The sequence below is a fragment of the Paenibacillus sp. RC21 genome (assembly GCF_044907935.1).
GTDB classification, from domain to species: Bacteria; Bacillota; Bacilli; order Paenibacillales; family Paenibacillaceae; genus Paenibacillus; species Paenibacillus terrae_A.
Genome location: NZ_JBIYCS010000007.1, coordinates 71,946 through 92,348, shown reverse-complemented (window position 1 = coordinate 92,348; position 20,403 = coordinate 71,946). Strand labels below are relative to the sequence as shown.

Sequence of the window (20,403 nt, the reverse complement as noted above, 5' to 3'; positions counted from 1 at the left end):
TTCAATTTTTCGTTATTACTATTTTTAGGGGGAAATTATTTTGTTTAAAAAAGCACTGACCTTGTGCATGACCTTCACACTGGCGGCAGGTCTGGCCGCTTGCAGCTCCAATGCAAGCAATAACAACAGCGCGTCCACTCCAGGCACAGATGGCACGAAAAGCGAAAGCACAGCCTATGTTCCTACAGAGTTAAAAGTACAGTTCGTTCCTTCCCAAAATGCAGATACGCTCGAAGCCAAAGCCAAGCCGCTCGAAAAGCTGCTGGGCGACAAGCTCGGAATTCCGGTAAAAGTAACCGTGTCCCCCGACTACAACACAATTGTGGAAGCCATGTCTTCCAAACAGGTAGATGTAGGATTCCTTCCGCCGAATGCCTATGTATTGGCCCACGATAACCGTAAAGCGGCTGACTTGCTCCTGCAAGCCCAACGCTACGGCATTGAAGACGGTACAGGCAAGGATACAACTGAAAAAGTAAACTTTTATAAAGCGATGATCGTGGTGAAAAAGGATTCTCCGATTCAAAGCCTGGCTGATCTGAAGGGTAAAAAAGTTGGCTGGCAAAATGTAACCTCCTCCGCAGGCTATGTGTATCCGGCAGCAGAGCTGAAAAAAGCCGGCGTGGACCCGGACACAGATGTCCAGGGTGTAACGATCAAAGGCCATGATGCTGCTATTCTGGCGCTACTGAACGGTCAGGTTGATGCTGTAGCTGTTTTCCAGGATGCACGCAACACGGTAAAGAAGGAAATTCCGGATGTATTTGAAAAAACTCGTGTCATTCATTACACAGCTAAAATTCCGAATGATACGGTCAGCGTACGTTCCGATATGGATCAGGCGTGGAGAGACAAAATCAGCCAAGCCTTTATAGATATCGCCAAAGACCCTGAAGGCGGTCAAATCATTAAAGAAATTTATACGCATGTAGGCTATGAAAAAGGTGACGATAAAAACTTCGATTCTGTTCGTGAATATGCCGAAGCCGTCGGCCAAGCAGTTAAGTAATAGGAGCAAACGCGTAATTGTAATGAGGCAGTAGCTACGAAACAGGCTTTACGAATGACAGGGCAGCACCGTCCATGTATTCATGGCGGTGTTGTTTTCATTCCACCCCATCGGGGGGAGAAAGTTGGGAGCATATGATCGAATTCCGCAATGTATCGAAAACATACCCGAACGGCATCAAAGGGTTGAACAATATTAATCTGACAATTAAAGAGGGCGAAATGGTCGTCATTGTTGGCTTGTCCGGTGCGGGCAAGTCTACTCTGCTGCGTTCCATTAATCGACTGCATGACATTACCTCCGGCGACATTGTCGTGGGCGGCAGGTCTGTCACGTCTGCCGGAAGCAGCGAGCTGCGCCGCATTCGCCGCGATATCGGCATGATCTTTCAAAGCTTCAATCTGGTTAAGCGGTCCACCGTGCTCCGCAATGTACTTTCCGGCCGAGTCGGCTATCATTCGACGCTCAGAACCATTCTTGGCCTCTTTCCGAAGGAGGATGTCGAGCTGGCCCTAACGGCACTGGAACGCGTGAACATCCGCGAAAAGGCCTACAGCCGGGCCGATGAGCTGTCCGGCGGTCAACAGCAGCGCGTATCCATCGCCCGCGCTCTGGCGCAGGAGGCCAAGATTATTCTGGCGGACGAGCCTGTCGCATCGCTTGATCCGCTGACCACCCGCCAGGTCATGGACGACCTCCAGCGGATTAATCGTGAAATGCAGATTACGACCATCGTCAATCTGCATTTCATTGATCTGGCGCGCGAATATGCGACGCGGATCATTGGATTGCGTGCCGGAGAGGTCGTCTTTGACGGCACGCCGGAGGAAGCTACGGATGATGCCTTTGCGGAAATCTACGGCCGGGCCATCAAGCATGATGAGCTGCTGGGAGTGGGATCATGAAGCCCGACTCCACTGTCCAGCCGCTCTCTTCGACGCCGCCGTCACCGCAAGCCGGACCGCCGCAGCCATCAAAGCCGACCGCAGGGCCAGCCCTGCCGGGTCGTTACAAGCGTTACGCCACCTGGATGATCTTTATTGTGGTGCTGGTGGCATGCTCCATTCATACGAATGCTACGCCTTACCAGTTGATCGTCGGCTTGCCGGAGATGGGCAAATTGCTGGGCGAAATGTTTCCTCCTGACTGGAGTTACCTGCCTACCATCTGGAAGCCGATGCTGGAAACCATCCAGATTGCCATTGTCGGCACGACACTGGGTGCGTTGCTGGCTATTCCTGTTGCGTTGCTGTGCGCCTACAATGTCATGCCGCGCAAGCTGATCTCGCTGCCGATGCGCACAATCCTGAACCTCGTGCGGACCGTTCCCGATCTGCTGTTTGCCTCCATCTTTGTGGCGGTGTTCGGCATCGGGCCGTTCGCAGGGATGCTCGCCCTGCTCTTCTTCTCCTTCGGCATCATTGCGAAGCTGACGTTCGAGGCCATTGAAGCCATTGATCCCGGCCCGCTGGAAGCCATGACCGCCGTTGGCGCGAGCCGCATTCAGGTGATTGCCTTCGGAGTCGTACCGCAGGCATTGCCCTATTTTGTGTCCTACTTGCTGTACACCTTTGAGGTCAATGTACGTGCGGCCTCTGTTCTGGGGCTGGTCGGCGCGGGCGGTATCGGCCTGCTGCTCGACCGTTCGCTTGGCCTGTTCCGGTATGACCGGGCAAGCATCATCATTCTACTGACCCTCGTCATCGTTTTGGCGATTGATTACGGCAGTAACATGCTACGGAGGAAACTATTATGAATGATTCCACACTTCGCAGACCTCTTCGCTCCAGACTGCGTTTATGGGCGATAGCCATTCTGCTGATCATCATTTATATTTGGGCTTTCCGTGGGATGCAGTTCGAAGGATTGCAGGGAACCGCCAAAAACGTCTCTCTCGCTATACTGGACGGCTTTCTTCATCCTGACTGGTCATTCGTGTACATTCCTGAAGGAGAGGACTTGCTGCGCGGGCTACTGGATACGCTGGTTATCTCCGTTCTCGGAACCTTCGTATCCGCATTTGTCTGTCTTCCGTTTGCCTTCTGGGCATCCAGCAACATGACTCGGTTACGCCCCTTGTCAGGCAGCGGTAAATTTGTACTCAGCGTCATTCGGGTATTTCCTGAAATGATCGTCGCGATCCTGTTCATCAAGGCCGTTGGACCCGGCTCATTCGCGGGTGTGCTTGCCCTCGGTATTCACTCGATCGGCATGCTGGCGAAGCTTTTTTCAGAAACGATCGAAAGCGTCGATCACGGGCCGCAGGAAGCCTTGATCGCCTGTGGTGCCAACCGTTTGCAGGTGATTTTCTTCGCTGTGCTGCCGCAAGTGATTCCACAGTTCCTTTCGTATTCGCTCTACCGTTTTGAAATTAACATCCGTTCCGCAACCACGCTCGGTCTGGTCGGGGCAGGCGGTATCGGTACTCCGCTGCTGTTTGCGCTCCAAATGCGCAACTGGAACCGTGTAGGTGTCATTTTGCTAGGCATTGTGGTCCTGATCATATTAACGGATTTAATTTCCGGCTGGCTGCGCAAGCGGATTGTATAATCAACAAGATTGAAAATGCCAAAGAAGCCTCTCCTGTGTAAAAGGGACAACATTACGCTCCCGTTACGCAGAAGAGGCTTTTTAGATTCATCAAATGGCCGCTACCTCGTCCATCACCCGCCGGATTTCCTCTGCTGTATTGTAAAAATGCGGAGCCACGCGGATCACATCCTTCCGTGCCGAAACGATGATATTTTGTCTTCTCAAGCGCCTCTCAACCGCCGATGCATCGGCTACCTCAACAGCGATGAGGCCAGGTAAAGCTCCTTCCCCGGAAGGCAAACGTATGCTTAACCCTTTGCGGCGGCCATACTCCATAGAAAATTCCAGCAATTCGCTCATATACGCCTGAATGTCCGTGACCCCGATTTCCAGCAGCAGCTTTAAGGCCGCATTGGCGGCAAAGATACTAATGAATGAAGGCAATCCCGTCTCAAAGCGTCGGGCTCCTGCCGCCAGAACCGAGCGTGTAATATCAAACCGGGAAGCGGCTTCCTGTCCGAGCCATCCGGTAAGTTTGGGCTTGAAGCGGTCTATCCAATCGTTGCTTACATAAAGAAAAGCGACTCCCGGAATCCCCAGCATATATTTGCGGGCTCCTGCCACCAGAATATCCACGCCCATCGCTTTTACATCCATAGGTATGATTCCCGCAGACTGATAGGCATCTACAAACAGCAACGCCTGATTTCGGTGAGCCACATCCGCCATAGATTTTAGATCCTGCTGAAATCCGTTGGTGTAGTTCACATGGGACACCATAACAAGTGCAGTGTTTTCGGTAATGTGTTTCTCGTACTGCTGCAAAGTAACCTCACCATGCATGGAGGGGATACAACGAATGTGCTCACGGAATTGGTCCTGCGCTTGCCAGATGTGCCCTACGGTCGGGAAGTCAGTATCTGCGTACACAATACCTTCTTTTCCCGATACATAAGGAAGTGCAGTTGCCACCCTGGCAATCGCCTCGGAGGCTGAGGACAGCACCGCAATCTCGTCAGGCTCCGCCCCGATCAGTTTGGCAAAATGTCCTCTGGCCTCCTCCACCCGTGCCATAGACAAGTCGCCATTATGCCCGTGTTGCAGCAAGCTTCGATGGTATTCCTCGATTGCAGCAGAAACTGGCCTTGATATGGCTCCTTGGGAGCAGCTCCCTAGATGAATATGTGAGGACAGCACTGGAAATAGCTGACGGTAGGACTGAAACGGATGTTTCATAATTCCCTTCGCTCCTCTTGGGCACAGCTGCGTGCCTTGATATGATCATTTTATTATCCATATAAGTCATCTTAGAACAAGGGTCTCCCTTCCCATCTTATCGCCAAACATCGACGATAGACGCGAAGAGAGACCCTGTGGAATCAAGCATGTTCCTGCGTTTCATTAATGAACCCGTTTGCGCCCAAACCAGCTTTTAAGCACTAAGGTGGCGAGAGCCAACAATAACAGCAGCGAGGCCACCGCAAAGGATGCCGAGAATTGATATTCGTTATACAAAATTTCCACATGGAGCGGCAGTGTGTTTGTCTCTCCACGGATATGTCCCGAGACCACGGACACCGCCCCGAATTCACCCATCGCTCTCGCATTACACAAAATAATGCCATACAGCAGACCCCATTTGATATTCGGCAGCGTCACCTTCCAGAAAATACGCCAGCCGCGTGCGCCCAGCGTAACCGCCGCTTCTTCCTCCTGGTGTCCCTGATCCTCCATTAGCGGAATCAGCTCCCGCGCTACAAAAGGAAACGTGATGAACAGCGTCGCCAATATAATGCCCGGCAAGGCAAAAATAATTTTGATATCATGCTCGTCCAGCCACGGCCCAAGCCAGCCCTGTGCGCCGAATACCAACACATACATCAATCCGCCGACGACAGGAGAGATGGCAAAGGGCAAATCAATCAGGGTGACCAGCAGGCCCTTACCACGAAATTGAAACTTTGTAATCAGCCAAGCCGCCGCTACGCCAAATACCGTATTCAACGGTACTGTTATCGCCGCCACCAACAGCGTCAGCCGCAGCGCCGACATGGCGTCCGGGTCGCGTAACGCTTCAACGTATACGCTCCAGCCCTGCTTGAGCGCTTCGGTAAGTACGACGATCAGCGGCAGTACCAGCACCCACAGCAAAGCCAGAAAAGCGGCACCGATCAGCGTCCACTTCACCCAAGGGGCTTCGGTTGTAACCCTGTTGGGCGGTGCAGATGAAGGCACAGATGCATGGGTAAGCTCCTGTCCGGTTATCGCTTGTGACATGATGTTTCTTCCTCCTTAAACAGCGGATATACCGCTATCGTATGAACCAAACGCATACTGTCCTGCGTGATAACGTTAGACAGTACGTCGCCGCGACCAGCGCTGAATGCTGTTAATCACCAGCAGCAGCAGGAATGAAATGACCAACAGCATCAATGCTACCGCCGTAGCTCCGGCATAGTCATTTTGCTCCAGCTTGGACATAATGAGCAGCGGCGCGATCTCGGTCTTCATCGGCATATTGCCGGAAATGAAGACGACTGAGCCATACTCCCCGATGCCACGGGCAAAGGCGAGCGCAAAGCCCGTCAGCAGCGGTGGTATCAGCTCGGGCACAATAACGCTGCGAAAGGTACGCCATCTGCCCGCTCCCAGCGTAGCGGCGACCTCCTCCTCGTCCTTGTCCAGCTCCTCCAGCACGGGCTGGACCGTCCGCACGACGAACGGGATACCGATAAACATCAGCGCGAGCGTAATACCCGTCTGCGAGTAGGCCATCCTCCAGCCAAGCGGTTCGAACAACGAGCCGATCCAGCCATTTTGCGCATATAGAGCTGTCAAAGCAACACCCGCAACCGCTGTAGGCAATGCAAAGGGCAGATCAATCACCGCATCAAAAATCCGTTTTCCCGGAAATTCATAACGCACCAGCACCCAGGCGATCAGAAAACCGAGGAACAGGTCAATCAGCGCCGCAGCGGCAGCGCACAAAAAGCTTACCTTGTAAGAAGCCAGTACCCTGACGTCAGTCGCCACATCCCAAAACTTCTCCCACGTCAATCCGGTTGAGTTCAGAAGCAGCGCCGATAAAGGCACCAGCACCACCAGACTGAGGTACAGCACACTATATCCCATCGTTAACCCGAACCCGGGAAGTACGCGTTTTCGGGTGACTTGCACTTGACTCATGTTCTGTCCATCCCTCTCTGAAATCCATTAACTTCCAGGTACATAAATTTGGTCAAAGATGCCCTTGTCGCTAAAATGCTTTTGCTGCGTCTCCTTCCACGTTCCGAATACATCCTTCAAGGTCACCAGTTCCAGCTTGGGAAATTGATCCTTGAACTTCGCCTTTACGCTATCCAGCGTTGGACGATAATAGTTCTCGGCAGCAATGGTTTGCCCCTCTTCGCTGTACAAATATTTCAAGTACGCATCCGCTACCTCTCGTGTACCTTTTTTATCCACAACCTTATCGACCACCGCTACCGGAGGCTCGGCCAAAATGCTGATCGACGGGTATACGATATCGAATTTATCCGTACCCAGCTCCTTCACGGAAAGCAGCGCTTCATTTTCCCAAGCGATCAGTACATCACCAATTCCGCGCTCCACAAAGGTCGTTGTCGCTCCACGCGCACCGCTGTCCAGTACCGGCACATGTTTGTACAGCTCCTGTACAAACTGCTGGGCTTTAGCTTCATCGTTATTGTTTTTCTTGAGCGCATAGGCCCATGCCGCAAGGTAGTTCCAGCGGGCTCCACCTGACGTCTTGGGGTTCGGCGTAATAACCTGCACATCACCCCGGATCAGATCGTCCCAGTCTTTAATCCCTTTCGGATTACCTTTACGCACCAACAGCACAATGGTTGAAGTGTATGGAGAGCTATTATGCTCATATTTATCCTGCCATCCCTCTTTAATCAGCCCTTTTTCCTGTAACGCATCAATATCGTAGCCCAGAGCCAGAGTAACTACGTCCGCATCCAGCCCGTCCTGCACAGAACGGCTTTGTTTACCAGATCCTCCATGAGATTGCTTGATCGTAACCTTCTGCCCTTTCTCCTTCTCCCAGTGAGCGGCAAACGCCTTGTTATACGCCTCATACAGCTCACGGGTCGGATCATAAGAAACATTGAGCAGCTCCACATCTTTGGAACCCGCAGCAGAGCTGCCATTCGCCTGTGTTTCTCCTTTGCTTGCTCCGCAAGCACTTAACGTCAACGTCAAAACCAAAGATAGCCCGAGAATAAGTCCACTTTTCCATTTCCCTTTCATCAAAACCCTCCTAATTCTATGTAATTAATAAAAACAAATTCATTTACGCCTGTTATTGACAGACGTATCCAAAAAAAAGAGCGGAGAATTCCCTGATGCAGCCCTGATAGGTCAAACCTGTCGCTTGGACAGTGTCTGCCTGCTGTTCCTAGAGGTTCTCCGCCACAATGGCGAGATCATACTTTAATACTTTAATTCTTTAATTCCTACCTGTTTAATGAGTTATGTAGATATAATACGAGAGTTTATGAGCGTTGTCAAACCTTTTTTTGGGATGGATGATCTGTGCTTCGCTTCCTTCAGGGGATAAAAGTCAGGAACAACAGGATGTTCCCGACTGCTTACAGGCTATTTTCACACACGAGGTACTGCTTAATTGGCGACCGTTTCAAGATTGACTGAAAAAACTCCAAAAAGCTTCGGATTGTTTGTATCTCTTCTCAACCACAGCTCGCCTGAGCCAACCATGACTCCCTGATAATTGACAAACAAGTCGTCTGTCTTTTGATTCACCAACGCTTCACGAATTGCGTCCGTAAAAATCTGATCGTACTTGGCAATGAACTCTTTCTTATTCGGAATTGTTAGTGCCTTTTCACTGTCGTTGACGCGCAGAGGATAGAAAATGTAATTGGCCACCTTTTCCTTGTCATTGTCGGCAACAGCCTTCTGCAACGCTTTGAACGTGTTCAAAAACGCCTTAGGGTCCTGAATACCTGCTACCTCAAAAGGATTGTGGGATGGATTGGCGGATTTTGGGGAGGAAGAAACATCCGATGAAGTAGCCGGGGCCGATGGACTTGACTTTTCCGCTTCATTTCCGTTGTTTTCCGCACTCTCGCTCTCTTTCGCTACTTTTTCATTTGGGGCTGAACCACTACGATCCGCATCAGCTCCATGCTCTATCGCACTTGTATTGCTTCCGGTCTCGACGGTTTCAGCATTCTTATCCTGGCCGCAGCCAGCGAGAGCTACAAATGTAAGTGTAAGTAAAATGGCTGTGAGTGACAGCCTCCGTGACATTTTCTGATTACCGTATTCTTGGTTTTTGGGCACAACGGGTCATCCTTTCTGCTTCTGCTTTCTGCTCTGACCTATTCTGTTCATTAAGTCTTCAACCGTTCTATTGTAACATAAGTAGGCTAATGACCGCATGTCGTGCCCATATGGAAGGAGCTTACAGTGTAATATAAGCGAACGTTTTCACTGATCCTTTGGAGCCATCGTCCGTATTTACATCCAAAATCAGCTCAGTTGTGGAATCCTTCGTTGCTTCATTTTGTTCCTCCGGCTTTACCAACAACAGATCATGCCGTTCTCCCGGCTGCAACGTTCGGCTGGAAAATCCATCTGTCTGACCTGACAAGCCTGACGTACCCGCGCTTTTAAGCTTATATCGTATAGGTTGCTTCCCTGTATTCTTGATGCTGATATACAGCTTCCGTCCCTCTTCAAATGTAAAGTTCGTATGAGCAGGCCCCTCAAATTGCATCTCCTGATCATGTACAATGCGCTTCGTTACGCCCCCTTGCTCATTCTGCACACTTAACGGAGCAGCCGGGTGCACCACACTCGCCGTTGATGTAGTATGCGTAGTCGTCGATAAGTTGGCAAAAGCGGCATACCCCACAATTGCCCCTGCGACCCCCATCCAAACCCACTTATCTACCATTTCATTTCCTCCTTTATAGAAATATGTTGAATCCTAAACGATATAAGCCATTTTCCATACCATTTAGTCGTCGCCGTGATTACACAGATGGAACGGCTTATCTTCCACAAGAAAACGATCCAGCCAGGTCATTTTGAATATAAAATCGGGGGCAGATTCAATCAATCCGTTCACAACATTTAAGGAGCGCAGATTTTTCAGATTTTGTATTTCAGGGGGCAGTGTACGAATTCCGCTATATTGTATATCCAAATACTCCAACTGTTGTAGCTCTCCTATCTCAGGCGGCAAATGCCGGAATGACAACTCATCCTTGGGAATCACCTTGTAATCCGGTGCTGGACGGTCATAGCTCCCACAAGCGATATTCAAGCTTTGGAGTCGGGTTAGCTTGGCAATGTTGGCTGGTAGCTCTTCCAGATCCGCTACTTGTATCGTCAGTGACTCCAAGGATTCCAATTCGAACAAAGCTGGAGGTAATGATCGTATATCCTGCTCGAAGATGGTCAGATGCTGCAAAGAATACAATTCTCTGATCCGTTCCGGTATCTCCGTCAAAGCAAACCCCATCAACTCCAACCGATCTGGCTGATGCCGAATGGCATCGTTCAGAAAAGCATCTATATCCCGATGCTCAGGCTTGTGAATGAACACACCGGGGATAAGCTCCTCCAATGCAGCGGCCTCTTCTCTACCCATGTTCAGTCTGCCTATTCGCTCGTGAGCAATGTTGAGGATCCAATCCTCTCCTTCGACATTCTGGAAACACAAATCCTCAGGTACTTTCGGATGCATCCAGGAAAACAAGCTGGACGACGCTCGCTTTAACAGCTCCCCCGCCGCTGGCGTGCATTGGTATCGATAGAACGTTCCTTGTGTGTAGGCTACAGCATGTTTTCCTCTCATCTCCTCATAGGAATGCGTTGACAGCAAAAATGGATTCAATTGCTGTAACAGTTCCTTGAACATGATAGTCGTGTCGAAATCAATATCCATGTCCTCTGTCTCCCATTCATGTACGCCTAGCATAAAAGTGTGCGCTCGTTCCATAGCATAATCAATCAGCCGTTCATAGGCCGTTCCCCGGACATCGCTGTATAATTCGAACATGTCTCTCCCCCTCTATGATGCCCTTCTGCCTTACTATACAAAAAACCGAACTCATATCTATTATGAGTCCGGCTGTCATATTTTTCAAACTTGATCCAAGGCATCTATGCGCTTATACGTTCAGCGTGTTACGGGACTTTTTCTTATCCAATACACTATAAACCACAAATATAATTAAATATGCCGCAATCAGGAGAGTGGAGAACAAATACATCGTTTTATAGGAGGTTAATCCCGCAACCATACCCAAAATCAAAGAGCCTCCCCCGATGCCCAAATCGAAGAAATTATAAAACGAACCCACGGCATCCTCTCGCTCATCTTCTCCGACCACACTGATGGCCCAAGCCTGCAAAGCCGGGAAAATAGCTCCAAAGCTCAAGCCATACAGCACAGCAGCGACCAAAAATTGCAATTCCGTCCGCGATGAGGCCACCATGATAATGGCGGCGATAAGCACAACCCCTGCGGGAATCAGGATATAAGCCGGGCCTTTGGTATCAAAAATTCTACCGGACACCAGTCGGACGAGGAAGCTTGCCATAGCCACCGTAAAGAAGAACCATGCTACGTTGGTAAATCCCTGCTCCTTGGCAAATAAGGCCACGAAAGACATCACTCCACCTGCCACTACGCCGACCAGCAGTACAAGACAGGATTGCAGCAGCACTTTTTTTTCAAATAATTTGAGTGGAACCTTCGTTTTTTCCTTCGTTGTATCTGCACTCGTCGGTTGAACAGAATGGCGACGAGCCAATACGATCATAGCAAGAGCTAGCAGCATAATGACAGCGCCCATGGAAAACAGTCCGTTAAAGCCCGCTGCATGCAGCATCCATATGCCAATCAACGGCCCCACGGAGATCGCTACCGTCTCACCTACGCCAAAATAGCCCATTCCTTCTCCCATACGATGAGAAGGCAATTCATCCGAGGCAGAAGTCGCATATAGAGTACTAGCAATACCAAATCCAAAGCCATGCACCAGCCGGAACACCAGCAACAGCAGCAAACTGGTGGAAAACATGTAGCTGCCCGTGGCAAGTATACAAATCGCCACCCCGATAATGAGAACATACTTCCTGTCCATAAGCTGGATCAGCTTACCAGAAAATGGACGAATGAATATCGCTGAGCACACAAACACACCTGTCACCAGGCCGATCTGTGACGGACTACCACCAAGACTTTCCACAAACAGCGGCAGCGTCGGCAAAAGCATTTCGAATGCCATGAATAATATAGCATTGGAAATCATCAAAAGTATAAAGTTTCTGGACCAAAAGCTTTCCTTCACAGACACAGCTCTCTTCCCCCAATAAAATCATGTTCTTCAAGTGCTTAGATGCTCAGGCCTGAATCAAGCCATGCCAGTAAATATCCCAAGAGCTTTCCAGACGCGGATCAAAATCGGCGGTACCGTTATACACCAGCTCTACCAGCATGCCTTCGATCAAATTCATATAAGCTGTTGCAGCGGATCGAGCTGGAACACGAAGCTTAACCGATGTTTCGGCTGCCAGCCGCTCATATACCAAGCTGGTTTTATGCTCTACATAGCGTGTGACCAGGGCCTGAACCTGGGCTTCCAGCGTAGACGGAATTAGAAAGCCGACATACAGGATCAAACGCAAATTCATGGCGCTCTCATAGCGTTCCTTGAATTCAATGATTAACCCTCGCAGGACAGCTTCAAGGGACTGTTCGGATTGATCCTGAAAATAACGATCCAGCTCCAAAATCTCCTGATCCACCGCATCCGCAAATATATCCAAAAATAAATCGTCCTTGCTTTTAAAATGGGCATAAATCGACTGCTTCTTAATCCCTACCTCATCAGCAATCAGATGCAGGGAGGCCGCATCGTATCCCTTTCTCGCAAATTGCTGCAAGCCAGCTGCTTTAATTTTCTGCAGTGTCATGTTCTTCCTCCAATAACCTTACGAACGGTCGTCAGTTTGTAGGTTCAGTATAGTACCCTCACTGGACATTGACAATAGCATTTTTTCCTTTCGGCTTAAAATAGCTCCGCTCATCCTTTCTTTTCATCATTGAAATTCCTTGTTGTTTGGTTAACCAAAGCGGGAGCTACAAAAGCCGGAAGCCCTCTAACTGAGGGTCTCCGGCTCGATAACCACGATATCTATTACAACCTTATGAGTACGGCTTAACGCTTACTCTGTCACCGTTCCGTAGATCAGTACGGGAGCTTCGGCGTGATCCGCAATGCGGATGTTCGCGTAAATTTTCTCCAGCACTTGGGCTACATCTTCACGGTTGGCATGAATGGTAACCAGTGAATCGCCCACTTTTACAGCATCGCCGACCTTTTTGTTCAGCATCAGGCCGACAGCCAGATCAATCTCGGATTCTTTGGTTGCGCGTCCTGCTCCAAGCAGCATCGCAGCCGTACCGATTTCGTCAGCCACGATTTCAGCGACCACACCATCCTGCTTCGCAGGTACTTCAATAAGATACTGTGCTTGTGGCAAGCGTTCTGGATGATCCACAACCGAAGCGTCACCGCCCTGGTTTGCAATAAACTCTTTGAATTTCTCCAGCGCTTTGCCGTTGCGAATGACTTCTTTGAGCTTCTCTTCGGCGTCTTCGAGGGAATTGGCTTTGCCAGCCAAAAATACCATCTGACTGCCCAAGGACATACACAGCTCTTCCAGATCCTTTGGTCCTTGACCGCGCAGTGTGTCAATCGCTTCTTTGACTTCCAGCGAGTTACCGATGGCAAGACCCAGCGGCTGGCTCATATCGGAAATAACCGCCATCGTTTTGCGGCCGACGTTGTTACCGATGCTTACCATCGCGTGTGCCAGTTCTTTGGCATCATCGACGGTTTTCATGAACGCACCTGCACCTGTCTTCACATCGAGTACGATGGCATCAGAACCGGCAGCGATTTTTTTACTCATAATCGAGCTGGCAATCAGCGGAATCGAGTTTACCGTAGCGGTAACATCACGCAGCGCATACAGCTTTTTGTCCGCAGGTGTCAGGTTGCCGCTTTGTCCAATGACCGCAATTTTGCTGCGATTGACCAGATCCACGAATTCGTCCTTACTGATTTCTACGTGGAAGCCTGCAATAGCCTCCAGCTTATCAATCGTTCCTCCGGTATGTCCAAGGCCGCGACCTGACATTTTCGCTACCGGAATATCCAAAGCCGCTACGAGCGGAGCCAGCACCAGCGTTGTCGTATCACCCACACCGCCAGTAGAATGCTTATCGACCTTCACGCCTTCAATCGCGGACAGATCAATTGTGTCACCTGAATGAACCATTGCCATCGTCAGATCCGCGCGTTCGCGCTCGGTCATATCTTTGAAGAAAATGGACATCGCTAACGCACTCACCTGATAGTCAGGAATTTCCCCCTGCGTGTAGCCCTGGATAATAAAATTTATTTCCTCGGTGGTCAGTTCTTTTCCATCACGCTTTTTCTCGATCAAGTCTACCATTCTCATATGTCATTTCTCCTCACTGTGCGTATGATCGTTTACAGGGATATTGCTGTATCCAGGGCAACTTCCATCATTTCTTTAAAGGTCGTTTGCCGTTCTTCCGCTGTCGTTTCTTCACCCGTCAGCAAATGATCGCTTACCGTCAGAATCGTCAACGCGTTTACGCCAAATTTGGCTGCCAGCGTGTACAATGCCGAAGTCTCCATCTCGACACCCAGTACGCCGTATTCCATCAGCTTTTGTGTAATTGATTTGTCATCACGATAAAAGCTGTCCGAGCTGAACACGTTACCGACATGCATTTTTAAGCCCTTGGCAACACCGCGATCATAAGCGCCCTTTAATAAAGGGAAGCTGGCAATCGGCGAATAGTCGTAGCCGCCAAAAATATGGCGGTTCATGCCGGAATCCGTGCAAGAAGCCTGTGCCAAAATAACGTCACGAACGTGTACATGCTCCTTCATCCCGCCACATGTACCTACGCGGAACAAGTTTTTCACACCGTACTCACTAATGAGCTCATTGACATAAATACTGATGGACGGCAGTCCCATTCCGGTTCCCTGTACAGACAGGCGTTTGCCCTGATACGTTCCCGTAAATCCGAGCATTCCGCGCACCTCGTTGTAGCAGGTCACGTCTTCCAGATACGTTTCAGCAATAAATTTCGCCCGCAACGGGTCTCCAGGCAGCAGAATCGTTTCTGCAATCTCTCCTGGTTTGGCTCCAATGTGTACACTCATGTTTTTTATTCCTCCGTCCCATTTGTCCGAGCTTAATCCTGATTCTAATTCCGATTATTGAAGCTCTGCCAAAAAGCTCGTTCCGTGTTCAGGCAGCTTCACACCAAAGTTATCCGCTACCGTTGCTCCGATATCCGCAAACGTTTTACGTACCGCAAGCTCCTTGCCTCCAGCTGCAAAACGTGGGGAGTACACCAACAGAGGCACATATTCACGTGTATGATCCGTTCCCCGATACGTCGGGTCATTCCCGTGGTCTGCGGTGATAATCAGCAGATCTTCATCCGTCATTTTAGCGAATACCTCCGGCAGACGGGCATCATAATCGTCCAAAGCCTGACCATATCCCTGCGGATCACGGCGATGACCGTATACGGCGTCAAAATCGACCAGATTCAAGAAGCTTAATCCGGTAAAATCTTCATCCAGCGTAGCCACCAGCTTATCCATACCGTCCATATTGGACACGGTGCGCACAGCTTTCGTCACACCTTCTCCGTCATAAATGTCGGAGATTTTACCCAATGCAATCACATCCAGACCTGCATCCTTCAGCTCGTTCATTGTGGTACGACCAAACGGCTTGAGCGCATAATCATGGCGATTGGAGGTGCGGGAGAAGTTCCCAGCCTCTCCTACGAACGGACGCGCAATAATCCGGCCCAGCATGTACGGGTCTTCCAGCGTGATTTTACGACAGAACTCGCAAATCTCATAAAGCTCCTTCAAAGGTACAACTTCCTCATGCGCCGCAATTTGCAGCACCGAATCCGCCGATGTATAGATGATGAGCGCTCCTGTTTTCACATGTTCCTCGCCCAGCTCGTCAATGATTTCCGTTCCGCTGGCAGGCTTGTTGCCGATGACTTTGCGGCCCGTATGCTCCTCAATGCGCTGAATCAGCTCATCCGGAAAACCATCAGGGAATACGCGGAAAGGAACCGCAATATTCAAGCCCATGATTTCCCAGTGTCCGGTCATTGTATCCTTACCGTTGGACGCTTCCTGCATTTTGGTGTAATACGCCAAAGGTTGCTCAGCGGCTTGCACCCCTTCAATAGAACGAATATTGGACAGACCGAGCTTACCCATATTCGGCATGTTCAGACCGCCGCGTTCGCGGGCAATATGACCCAGTGTATCTACATCGTAATCATCAAACTGGGCAGCATCCGGCGCTTCGCCGATCCCCACAGAGTCCATAACAACCAAGTGAATCCGTTTGAATTTAGACATGATGAAATTCCTTTCCTAACTCGCTGTTTTTTTTACAAAAACAACCCTGCAATCGTTGCCGACAGCACGCTAACCAGCGTCGCGCCGTACAACAGCTTCAGACCAAAGCGGGCCACCACATTCCCCTGCTTCTCATGCAGACCCTTCACAGCCCCGGAAATGATACCGATGGACGAGAAGTTTGCAAAAGATACGAGGAACACCGATACGATCCCGATTGTGCGATCCGACAAGCCCGTTTGCTTGGTCAGATCCAGCATCGCCACAAATTCATTAGACACGAGCTTGGTGGCCATAATGCTGCCCGCCTGAACCGCTTCGCTCCATGGAATCCCCATGACAAAAGCGATAGGCGCAAACACATAACCAAGCAAGGATTGAAAGCTTATTCCAAGCGCCCAGGAGAAAATCCCGTTAACCATGGCAATCAGCGCCACAAAACCGATCAGCATCGCAGCTACCGTAATGGCGACTTTGAAACCGTCCATAATATACTCCCCGAGCATTTCGAAGAAGGACTGCTTCTCTTCCTCCTGAACCTCCAGCAAATCATCTTCCTTCTCAATCTTGTACGGATTAATAATCGAAGAGATAATAAAGCCGCCGAACAGGTTCAACACCAAAGCAGTAACCACATATTTGGGGTTCAACATTTGCATGTAGGCTCCCACAATCGACATGGACACCGTAGACATCGCAGACGCACACAGCGTATATAGTCGATGCTTCGGCAGGAGACCAATTTGCTTTTTAACGGAAATAAACACCTCGGATTGACCCAGAATAGCCGAAGCTACAGCGTTGTAGGATTCCAGTTTACCCATTCCGTTTACTTTGCTCAAGACAAGCCCGATATATTTAATAATAAAAGGCAGCACTTTTACATATTGCAAAATCCCAATCAGCGCGGATATGAACACGATTGGCAGCAATACACCGATAAAGAACGGCGCCGCTCCTTCATTCGCAATCCCGCCGAATACAAAGTTAATTCCTTCCATAGCATATCCAATCAGACTATTAAACCCTTTTGCAAAACCTTTGACCAGAATTTCACCAATCCCTGTATTCAGCAATACAAAAGCCAGCGCCGCCTGCAATACAACCATAACCACCAGCGGACGATACCTGATTTTACGTTTGTCACTGCTGGCAACGTAAGTAAGTGCAAATACAACGAGCAGCCCCAACAGAGCGATTACATATTTCATTTAAATTTCCCCCTTATTACATTAAGCGCTTACATTACCCATAAAAAGAATGCGCCCCGAAAGAGGCATTCTTTTTTTTATTTCCCCAGATCGGCAGGTCGGAAAGCACCCGGCAGTAGTTGGTCCACCGTCCACTCTTCCGTGTTGCCATGAAGGTTGGTCAGATACACTTTGGTATCTGGTTGAGCAAATTCGGAAATCACCTGACGACAGGCTCCGCATGGAGACACAGGTCCTGCCGTATCTGCAACAATCGCAATGGCATCAATTTTACGACAGCCTTCAGATACCATTTTAAAAATCGCTGTCCGTTCTGCACAATTGCATAAGCCGTAGGAGGCATTTTCTACATTACATCCGCGATAAACCGTGCCATCGCTTCCGAGAACCGCAGCACCGACCTGAAAATTTGAATACGGAATATATGCCTGTTTACGCGCCTCAAGCGCTTCCTGAATCAATTGATCCTTCATCGCGAATCCCTCCATGACTTTAAAATGAACTTAGTAGGAAGATGTAGACTGCTCACCCTCGATGATTTTCACACCGGAACTTGCACCGATACGGCTTGCGCCAGCTTCCACCAATTTCTGTACGTCTTCCAGACTGCGTACGCCGCCGGAAGCCTTAACACCGAGCTCAGGTCCTACGGTTTTGCGCATCAAAGCCACATCTTCCGCAGTTGCTCCGCCAGTAGAGAAGCCTGTCGACGTTTTCACGAAATTCGCTCCTGCTTTCACGGACAACTCAGAAGCCAGTACCTTTTCTTCGTCTGTCAGCAAGCATGCTTCAATAATCACTTTTACCAGTGTACCCGCCGCTGCTTCCACAACACCACGGATATCCTGCTCCACCAATTGCAGATTGCGTTCTTTCAAAGCACCTATGTTGATGACCATGTCAATTTCAGTTGCACCGTTGGCAATAGCATCCTTCGTTTCGAACGCTTTCGTTGCCGTCGTATTGGCTCCCAGCGGGAAACCGATAACGGTACAAATGTTCACGCCTGTTCCTGCCAGTTGCTCTGCCGAGTAAGCTACCCAGGTCGGGTTCACACATACGGAAGCAAACTGATATTTCTTCGCCTCAGCGGTCAATTTAGTAATTTCATCCTTCGTCGCGTCTGCACGCAACAATGTATGGTCGATCAATCCTGCAATGTTCATTCTCTAAACGCTCCTTCATTAGAGAGATCGTATTAGGACCGATGTCCTTTACTTCTCTGTGATAAGACCATCATAGCACGGCATTGAACATATGTAAAACACATTTTGAAATTATGTTCAAGCCTGCACATAAGACGTTATCTACAGTCCACATTACCCATCTATGAACTGAACTTAAAAGTTACCTATTGCGCCACTTTGCGCCACTGCGCAGTCGGATGGTGCTTCGCTTGTACAGCACCACTCCGCCTACTCCGTTTTAACTGTTCATTTTTTAGTTTAGCTTATATTTCCTCACGCCGAACCATATGTCTACTGTAAAAGTGCCTGTGCCGTAAACTGATCCGTCACCAAAATATTCGCATACTTACCACGCAGCGATGCCCGGATAGCCTCTACTTTGCGCTGTCCTCCGGCTACGAGAATGGACTTCTCCTTCTTACGCAAATCAGGCAGATCAATGCCAACGGTGCGACTGTTAATTTCCTGACTGCATATATTGCCCTCATCATCAAAAAAGCGTGAGCAAATATCACCCTTGCCGATTTTCTGTAACAGCTTCTGCTCCTCATGATTAAAATAGCCCAATCTGAACAGCAGCGCGTCCTCCTTGACCGTCCCCACCGTAAACACGGCAATGTTCGCCTGCTTGCCAAGCTCAATGATACGCTGGATGTGTCGATCCTCCTCGACCATTTTCTTGACGGCGTGGCTGTCAAAAATCACAGGCAGCGGCAAATACCGTGCAATCGTGTGAAAGGCTTCCGCGAACAAATTCACCGTCTCCACGGCATACGTGTTGACATGCGAATGGCTTACGCCTCCTTTGAGCTGAACGACCTCGACGCCCTTTACCTGCTTTTGCTGGAGATGAAGCGCCACCGCATGCATCGTCGTTCCCCACGTCACTCCAATAATATCTGCATCTTGTACCGTTTCATGCAAATAATCGGCAGCTTTTTTGCTAATATGCTTCTTGATCTCCTGATATTCATTTAACGGCGAATAGCAGACCAGAACGGTATCCAGCCCGTATTTCTTCTTGACCTGCTCTCCGAGCTCATCCATATCCTCCATCGGATCAACAATACTGATTCTTACATATCCCTGTTCCTTGGCAGCTTGAAGCAACCGCGATACCGTGGGACGCGATACCCCGAGTCTGACTGCAATTTCTTGCTGGCTATAGTCGTTCAGATAGTATAATCTGGCTGCCTCGATACTTAGACGCTGCTTTTCATGATCCATTCTACCTCAACCCGCTTATCTTAAAATGTAGTGCCACCGGACACAACTTCAATCTCCTAAAGCATCACATATTAGGAGAAACTGAGCGCCATGCCTTGGCCATTTGGAAGATTTAACTGCTATTTTGTGATATTCTGTGAATAGAACCTGGCTACATAGCACCTTCAACTTTATCTTTCCATTTGTTAAAACGCAATAGTTAACCCATTTTAACGTCACTTCACAACCTGTAGTCTTATCTCAAATGTAAGGAGAATTGGCCTATGTCCGAATTTATTATGTGCAGTCTGGCGAGCAAAACGTTCGCTTTAAACTTTGTAGAAGTGGAAGAAGTCATGAATGCCAAGAAAGGAACACCGCTTCCTTTTTCCGAGTCATGGCACGAAGGAATGGTCACCATTCGCGGTAATGTATTTACGATCCTGAATTTGCGCAAAAAACTGCTGCTCCCTGCTTCAGGTGAGTCCTCCGAGGACAAGATGATTTTGCTCAGCCGGGCAAAAATTGCTCTGCTCGTCGATCAGGTGGAGGATACAGCTTCCGCCCTGGACAGTCAGTTGAAAAGCAACGAGGAAGAGTGGCAACGCGAGCTGTTTCCTACCGTACTGGAGCATCAGGGTGCTCTCGTTCCGGTGATCGATATGGACGCTTTTCTCGCTTCGACCAAGACGAATTAAGCGTATTGATGTAAAATACCACCCAAAGCTTGAGCCGTCTCGCGCTCATCT

General features: G+C 49.4%; 21 protein-coding genes. 5 read left to right on the top strand and 16 right to left on the bottom strand.

The features are described 5' to 3' along the window. Positions 1-40 precede the first annotated feature (40 nt). The 4 genes from ABIA61_RS20665 (at position 41) to phnE (ABIA61_RS20650) (ending at position 3,559) form a co-directional block, all read left to right on the top strand. Positions 41-1,009, top strand: coding sequence for a phosphate/phosphite/phosphonate ABC transporter substrate-binding protein (locus ABIA61_RS20665; RefSeq protein ID WP_404520754.1), 969 nt, complete (start codon positions 41-43; stop codon positions 1,007-1,009). Between the two features lie 134 nt (positions 1,010-1,143). Next, positions 1,144-1,914: a phosphonate ABC transporter ATP-binding protein gene (gene phnC, locus ABIA61_RS20660; protein ID WP_404581207.1), complete on the top strand. Its 771-nt coding sequence runs from the start codon at positions 1,144-1,146 to the stop codon at positions 1,912-1,914. Next, positions 1,911-2,765: a phosphonate ABC transporter, permease protein PhnE gene (phnE, locus tag ABIA61_RS20655; RefSeq protein ID WP_283653370.1), complete on the top strand. Its 855-nt coding sequence runs from the start codon at positions 1,911-1,913 to the stop codon at positions 2,763-2,765. The genes phnC and phnE (ABIA61_RS20655) overlap by 4 nt, the downstream gene beginning before the upstream one ends. Continuing rightward, positions 2,762-3,559 (top strand): phosphonate ABC transporter, permease protein PhnE, encoded by a 798-nt coding sequence (phnE, locus tag ABIA61_RS20650; protein ID WP_283653371.1) that lies wholly within the window; start codon positions 2,762-2,764, stop codon positions 3,557-3,559. Before phnE (ABIA61_RS20655) ends, phnE (ABIA61_RS20650) begins: the two co-directional genes overlap by 4 nt. 90 nt (positions 3,560-3,649) lie before the next feature. Here phnE (ABIA61_RS20650) and ABIA61_RS20645 read toward each other — a convergent pair whose 3' ends face one another. The 16 genes from ABIA61_RS20645 to ABIA61_RS20570 all read right to left on the bottom strand — a co-directional run bounded on the left by ABIA61_RS20645 (position 3,650) and on the right by ABIA61_RS20570 (position 19,675). Beyond that, positions 3,650-4,777 carry an aminotransferase class V-fold PLP-dependent enzyme gene (locus ABIA61_RS20645; RefSeq protein ID WP_404581206.1) on the bottom strand — a complete coding sequence of 376 codons (1,128 nt, stop codon included), beginning with the start codon at positions 4,775-4,777 and terminating at the stop codon, positions 3,650-3,652. 165 nt (positions 4,778-4,942) lie between these two features. Continuing rightward, on the bottom strand, positions 4,943-5,818 hold the full coding sequence (gene cysW / locus ABIA61_RS20640) for a sulfate ABC transporter permease subunit CysW (RefSeq protein WP_283653373.1): 876 nt from the start codon (positions 5,816-5,818) through the stop codon (positions 4,943-4,945). Between the two features lie 75 nt (positions 5,819-5,893). After that, positions 5,894-6,727 (bottom strand): sulfate ABC transporter permease subunit CysT, encoded by an 834-nt coding sequence (cysT, locus tag ABIA61_RS20635; RefSeq protein ID WP_283653374.1) that lies wholly within the window; start codon positions 6,725-6,727, stop codon positions 5,894-5,896. 27 nt (positions 6,728-6,754) lie between these two features. Then, positions 6,755-7,816, bottom strand: a complete 1,062-nt coding sequence (locus ABIA61_RS20630) for a sulfate ABC transporter substrate-binding protein (RefSeq protein ID WP_404581205.1) — start codon at positions 7,814-7,816, stop codon at positions 6,755-6,757. A gap of 372 nt (positions 7,817-8,188) precedes the next feature. Then, positions 8,189-8,872 (bottom strand): hypothetical protein, encoded by a 684-nt coding sequence (locus ABIA61_RS20625; RefSeq protein WP_283653376.1) that lies wholly within the window; start codon positions 8,870-8,872, stop codon positions 8,189-8,191. Positions 8,873-8,993: 121 nt separating this feature from the next. Then, positions 8,994-9,488, bottom strand: coding sequence for a hypothetical protein (locus tag ABIA61_RS20620; protein WP_283653377.1), 495 nt, complete (start codon positions 9,486-9,488; stop codon positions 8,994-8,996). Between the two features lie 63 nt (positions 9,489-9,551). Next, positions 9,552-10,598 carry a leucine-rich repeat domain-containing protein gene (locus tag ABIA61_RS20615; RefSeq protein ID WP_404581204.1) on the bottom strand — a complete coding sequence of 349 codons (1,047 nt, stop codon included), beginning with the start codon at positions 10,596-10,598 and terminating at the stop codon, positions 9,552-9,554. Positions 10,599-10,710: 112 nt separating this feature from the next. After that, positions 10,711-11,901 (bottom strand): MFS transporter, encoded by a 1,191-nt coding sequence (locus ABIA61_RS20610; RefSeq protein ID WP_283653380.1) that lies wholly within the window; start codon positions 11,899-11,901, stop codon positions 10,711-10,713. A gap of 46 nt (positions 11,902-11,947) precedes the next feature. Then, on the bottom strand, positions 11,948-12,520 hold the full coding sequence (locus tag ABIA61_RS20605; RefSeq protein ID WP_404581203.1) for a TetR/AcrR family transcriptional regulator: 573 nt from the start codon (positions 12,518-12,520) through the stop codon (positions 11,948-11,950). Positions 12,521-12,772: 252 nt separating this feature from the next. Then, entirely contained in the window at positions 12,773-14,074 is a 1,302-nt protein-coding gene (locus ABIA61_RS20600; protein ID WP_283653382.1) for a pyrimidine-nucleoside phosphorylase, read from the bottom strand. A 32-nt stretch (positions 14,075-14,106) separates the two neighbouring features. Next, on the bottom strand, positions 14,107-14,814 hold the full coding sequence (gene deoD, locus ABIA61_RS20595) for a purine-nucleoside phosphorylase (RefSeq protein ID WP_025686143.1): 708 nt from the start codon (positions 14,812-14,814) through the stop codon (positions 14,107-14,109). A gap of 54 nt (positions 14,815-14,868) precedes the next feature. Beyond that, the gene (deoB, locus tag ABIA61_RS20590) at positions 14,869-16,050 is read right to left on the bottom strand and encodes a phosphopentomutase (protein WP_404581201.1); all 1,182 of its coding nucleotides are present in this window, start codon (positions 16,048-16,050) and stop codon (positions 14,869-14,871) included. Between the two features lie 32 nt (positions 16,051-16,082). Next, entirely contained in the window at positions 16,083-17,261 is a 1,179-nt protein-coding gene (locus ABIA61_RS20585; RefSeq protein WP_044644558.1) for a NupC/NupG family nucleoside CNT transporter, read from the bottom strand. Positions 17,262-17,338: 77 nt separating this feature from the next. After that, complete coding sequence (locus ABIA61_RS20580) at positions 17,339-17,734, bottom strand: cytidine deaminase (protein ID WP_404520749.1); 396 nt, start codon at positions 17,732-17,734, stop codon at positions 17,339-17,341. A gap of 30 nt (positions 17,735-17,764) precedes the next feature. After that, positions 17,765-18,427 (bottom strand): deoxyribose-phosphate aldolase, encoded by a 663-nt coding sequence (gene deoC, locus ABIA61_RS20575; protein WP_404520748.1) that lies wholly within the window; start codon positions 18,425-18,427, stop codon positions 17,765-17,767. A gap of 312 nt (positions 18,428-18,739) precedes the next feature. Further along, the gene (locus ABIA61_RS20570; RefSeq protein WP_404581200.1) at positions 18,740-19,675 is read right to left on the bottom strand and encodes a DNA-binding transcriptional repressor DeoR; all 936 of its coding nucleotides are present in this window, start codon (positions 19,673-19,675) and stop codon (positions 18,740-18,742) included. Between the two features lie 263 nt (positions 19,676-19,938). Between ABIA61_RS20570 and ABIA61_RS20565 the strand changes: the two genes are divergently transcribed. Next, positions 19,939-20,352, top strand: coding sequence for a chemotaxis protein CheW (locus tag ABIA61_RS20565; RefSeq protein WP_404581199.1), 414 nt, complete (start codon positions 19,939-19,941; stop codon positions 20,350-20,352). The last annotated feature ends 51 nt before the right edge of the window (positions 20,353-20,403 follow it).

What these genes read in the sequence shown, in the direction of transcription:
- ABIA61_RS20580 (WP_404520749.1), bottom strand. Translation starts at nt 17,734, where the DNA reads ATGAAGGATCAATTGATTCAGGAAGCGCTTGAGGCGCGTAAACAGGCA.
- cysW (WP_283653373.1), bottom strand. Translation starts at nt 5,818, where the DNA reads ATGTCACAAGCGATAACCGGACAGGAGCTTACCCATGCATCTGTGCCT.
- deoC (WP_404520748.1), bottom strand. Translation starts at nt 18,427, where the DNA reads ATGAACATTGCAGGATTGATCGACCATACATTGTTGCGTGCAGACGCG.
- ABIA61_RS20615 (WP_404581204.1), bottom strand. Translation starts at nt 10,598, where the DNA reads ATGTTCGAATTATACAGCGATGTCCGGGGAACGGCCTATGAACGGCTG.
- ABIA61_RS20620 (WP_283653377.1), bottom strand. Translation starts at nt 9,488, where the DNA reads ATGGTAGATAAGTGGGTTTGGATGGGGGTCGCAGGGGCAATTGTGGGG.
- phnC (WP_404581207.1), top strand. Translation starts at nt 1,144, where the DNA reads ATGATCGAATTCCGCAATGTATCGAAAACATACCCGAACGGCATCAAA.
- ABIA61_RS20605 (WP_404581203.1), bottom strand. Translation starts at nt 12,520, where the DNA reads ATGACACTGCAGAAAATTAAAGCAGCTGGCTTGCAGCAATTTGCGAGA.
- ABIA61_RS20585 (WP_044644558.1), bottom strand. Translation starts at nt 17,261, where the DNA reads ATGAAATATGTAATCGCTCTGTTGGGGCTGCTCGTTGTATTTGCACTT.
- phnE (WP_283653370.1), top strand. Translation starts at nt 1,911, where the DNA reads ATGAAGCCCGACTCCACTGTCCAGCCGCTCTCTTCGACGCCGCCGTCA.
- deoD (WP_025686143.1), bottom strand. Translation starts at nt 14,814, where the DNA reads ATGAGTGTACACATTGGAGCCAAACCAGGAGAGATTGCAGAAACGATT.
- phnE (WP_283653371.1), top strand. Translation starts at nt 2,762, where the DNA reads ATGAATGATTCCACACTTCGCAGACCTCTTCGCTCCAGACTGCGTTTA.
- ABIA61_RS20570 (WP_404581200.1), bottom strand. Translation starts at nt 19,675, where the DNA reads ATGGATCATGAAAAGCAGCGTCTAAGTATCGAGGCAGCCAGATTATAC.
- ABIA61_RS20630 (WP_404581205.1), bottom strand. Translation starts at nt 7,816, where the DNA reads ATGAAAGGGAAATGGAAAAGTGGACTTATTCTCGGGCTATCTTTGGTT.
- cysT (WP_283653374.1), bottom strand. Translation starts at nt 6,727, where the DNA reads ATGAGTCAAGTGCAAGTCACCCGAAAACGCGTACTTCCCGGGTTCGGG.
- ABIA61_RS20645 (WP_404581206.1), bottom strand. Translation starts at nt 4,777, where the DNA reads ATGAAACATCCGTTTCAGTCCTACCGTCAGCTATTTCCAGTGCTGTCC.
- deoB (WP_404581201.1), bottom strand. Translation starts at nt 16,050, where the DNA reads ATGTCTAAATTCAAACGGATTCACTTGGTTGTTATGGACTCTGTGGGG.
- ABIA61_RS20565 (WP_404581199.1), top strand. Translation starts at nt 19,939, where the DNA reads ATGTCCGAATTTATTATGTGCAGTCTGGCGAGCAAAACGTTCGCTTTA.
- ABIA61_RS20600 (WP_283653382.1), bottom strand. Translation starts at nt 14,074, where the DNA reads ATGAGAATGGTAGACTTGATCGAGAAAAAGCGTGATGGAAAAGAACTG.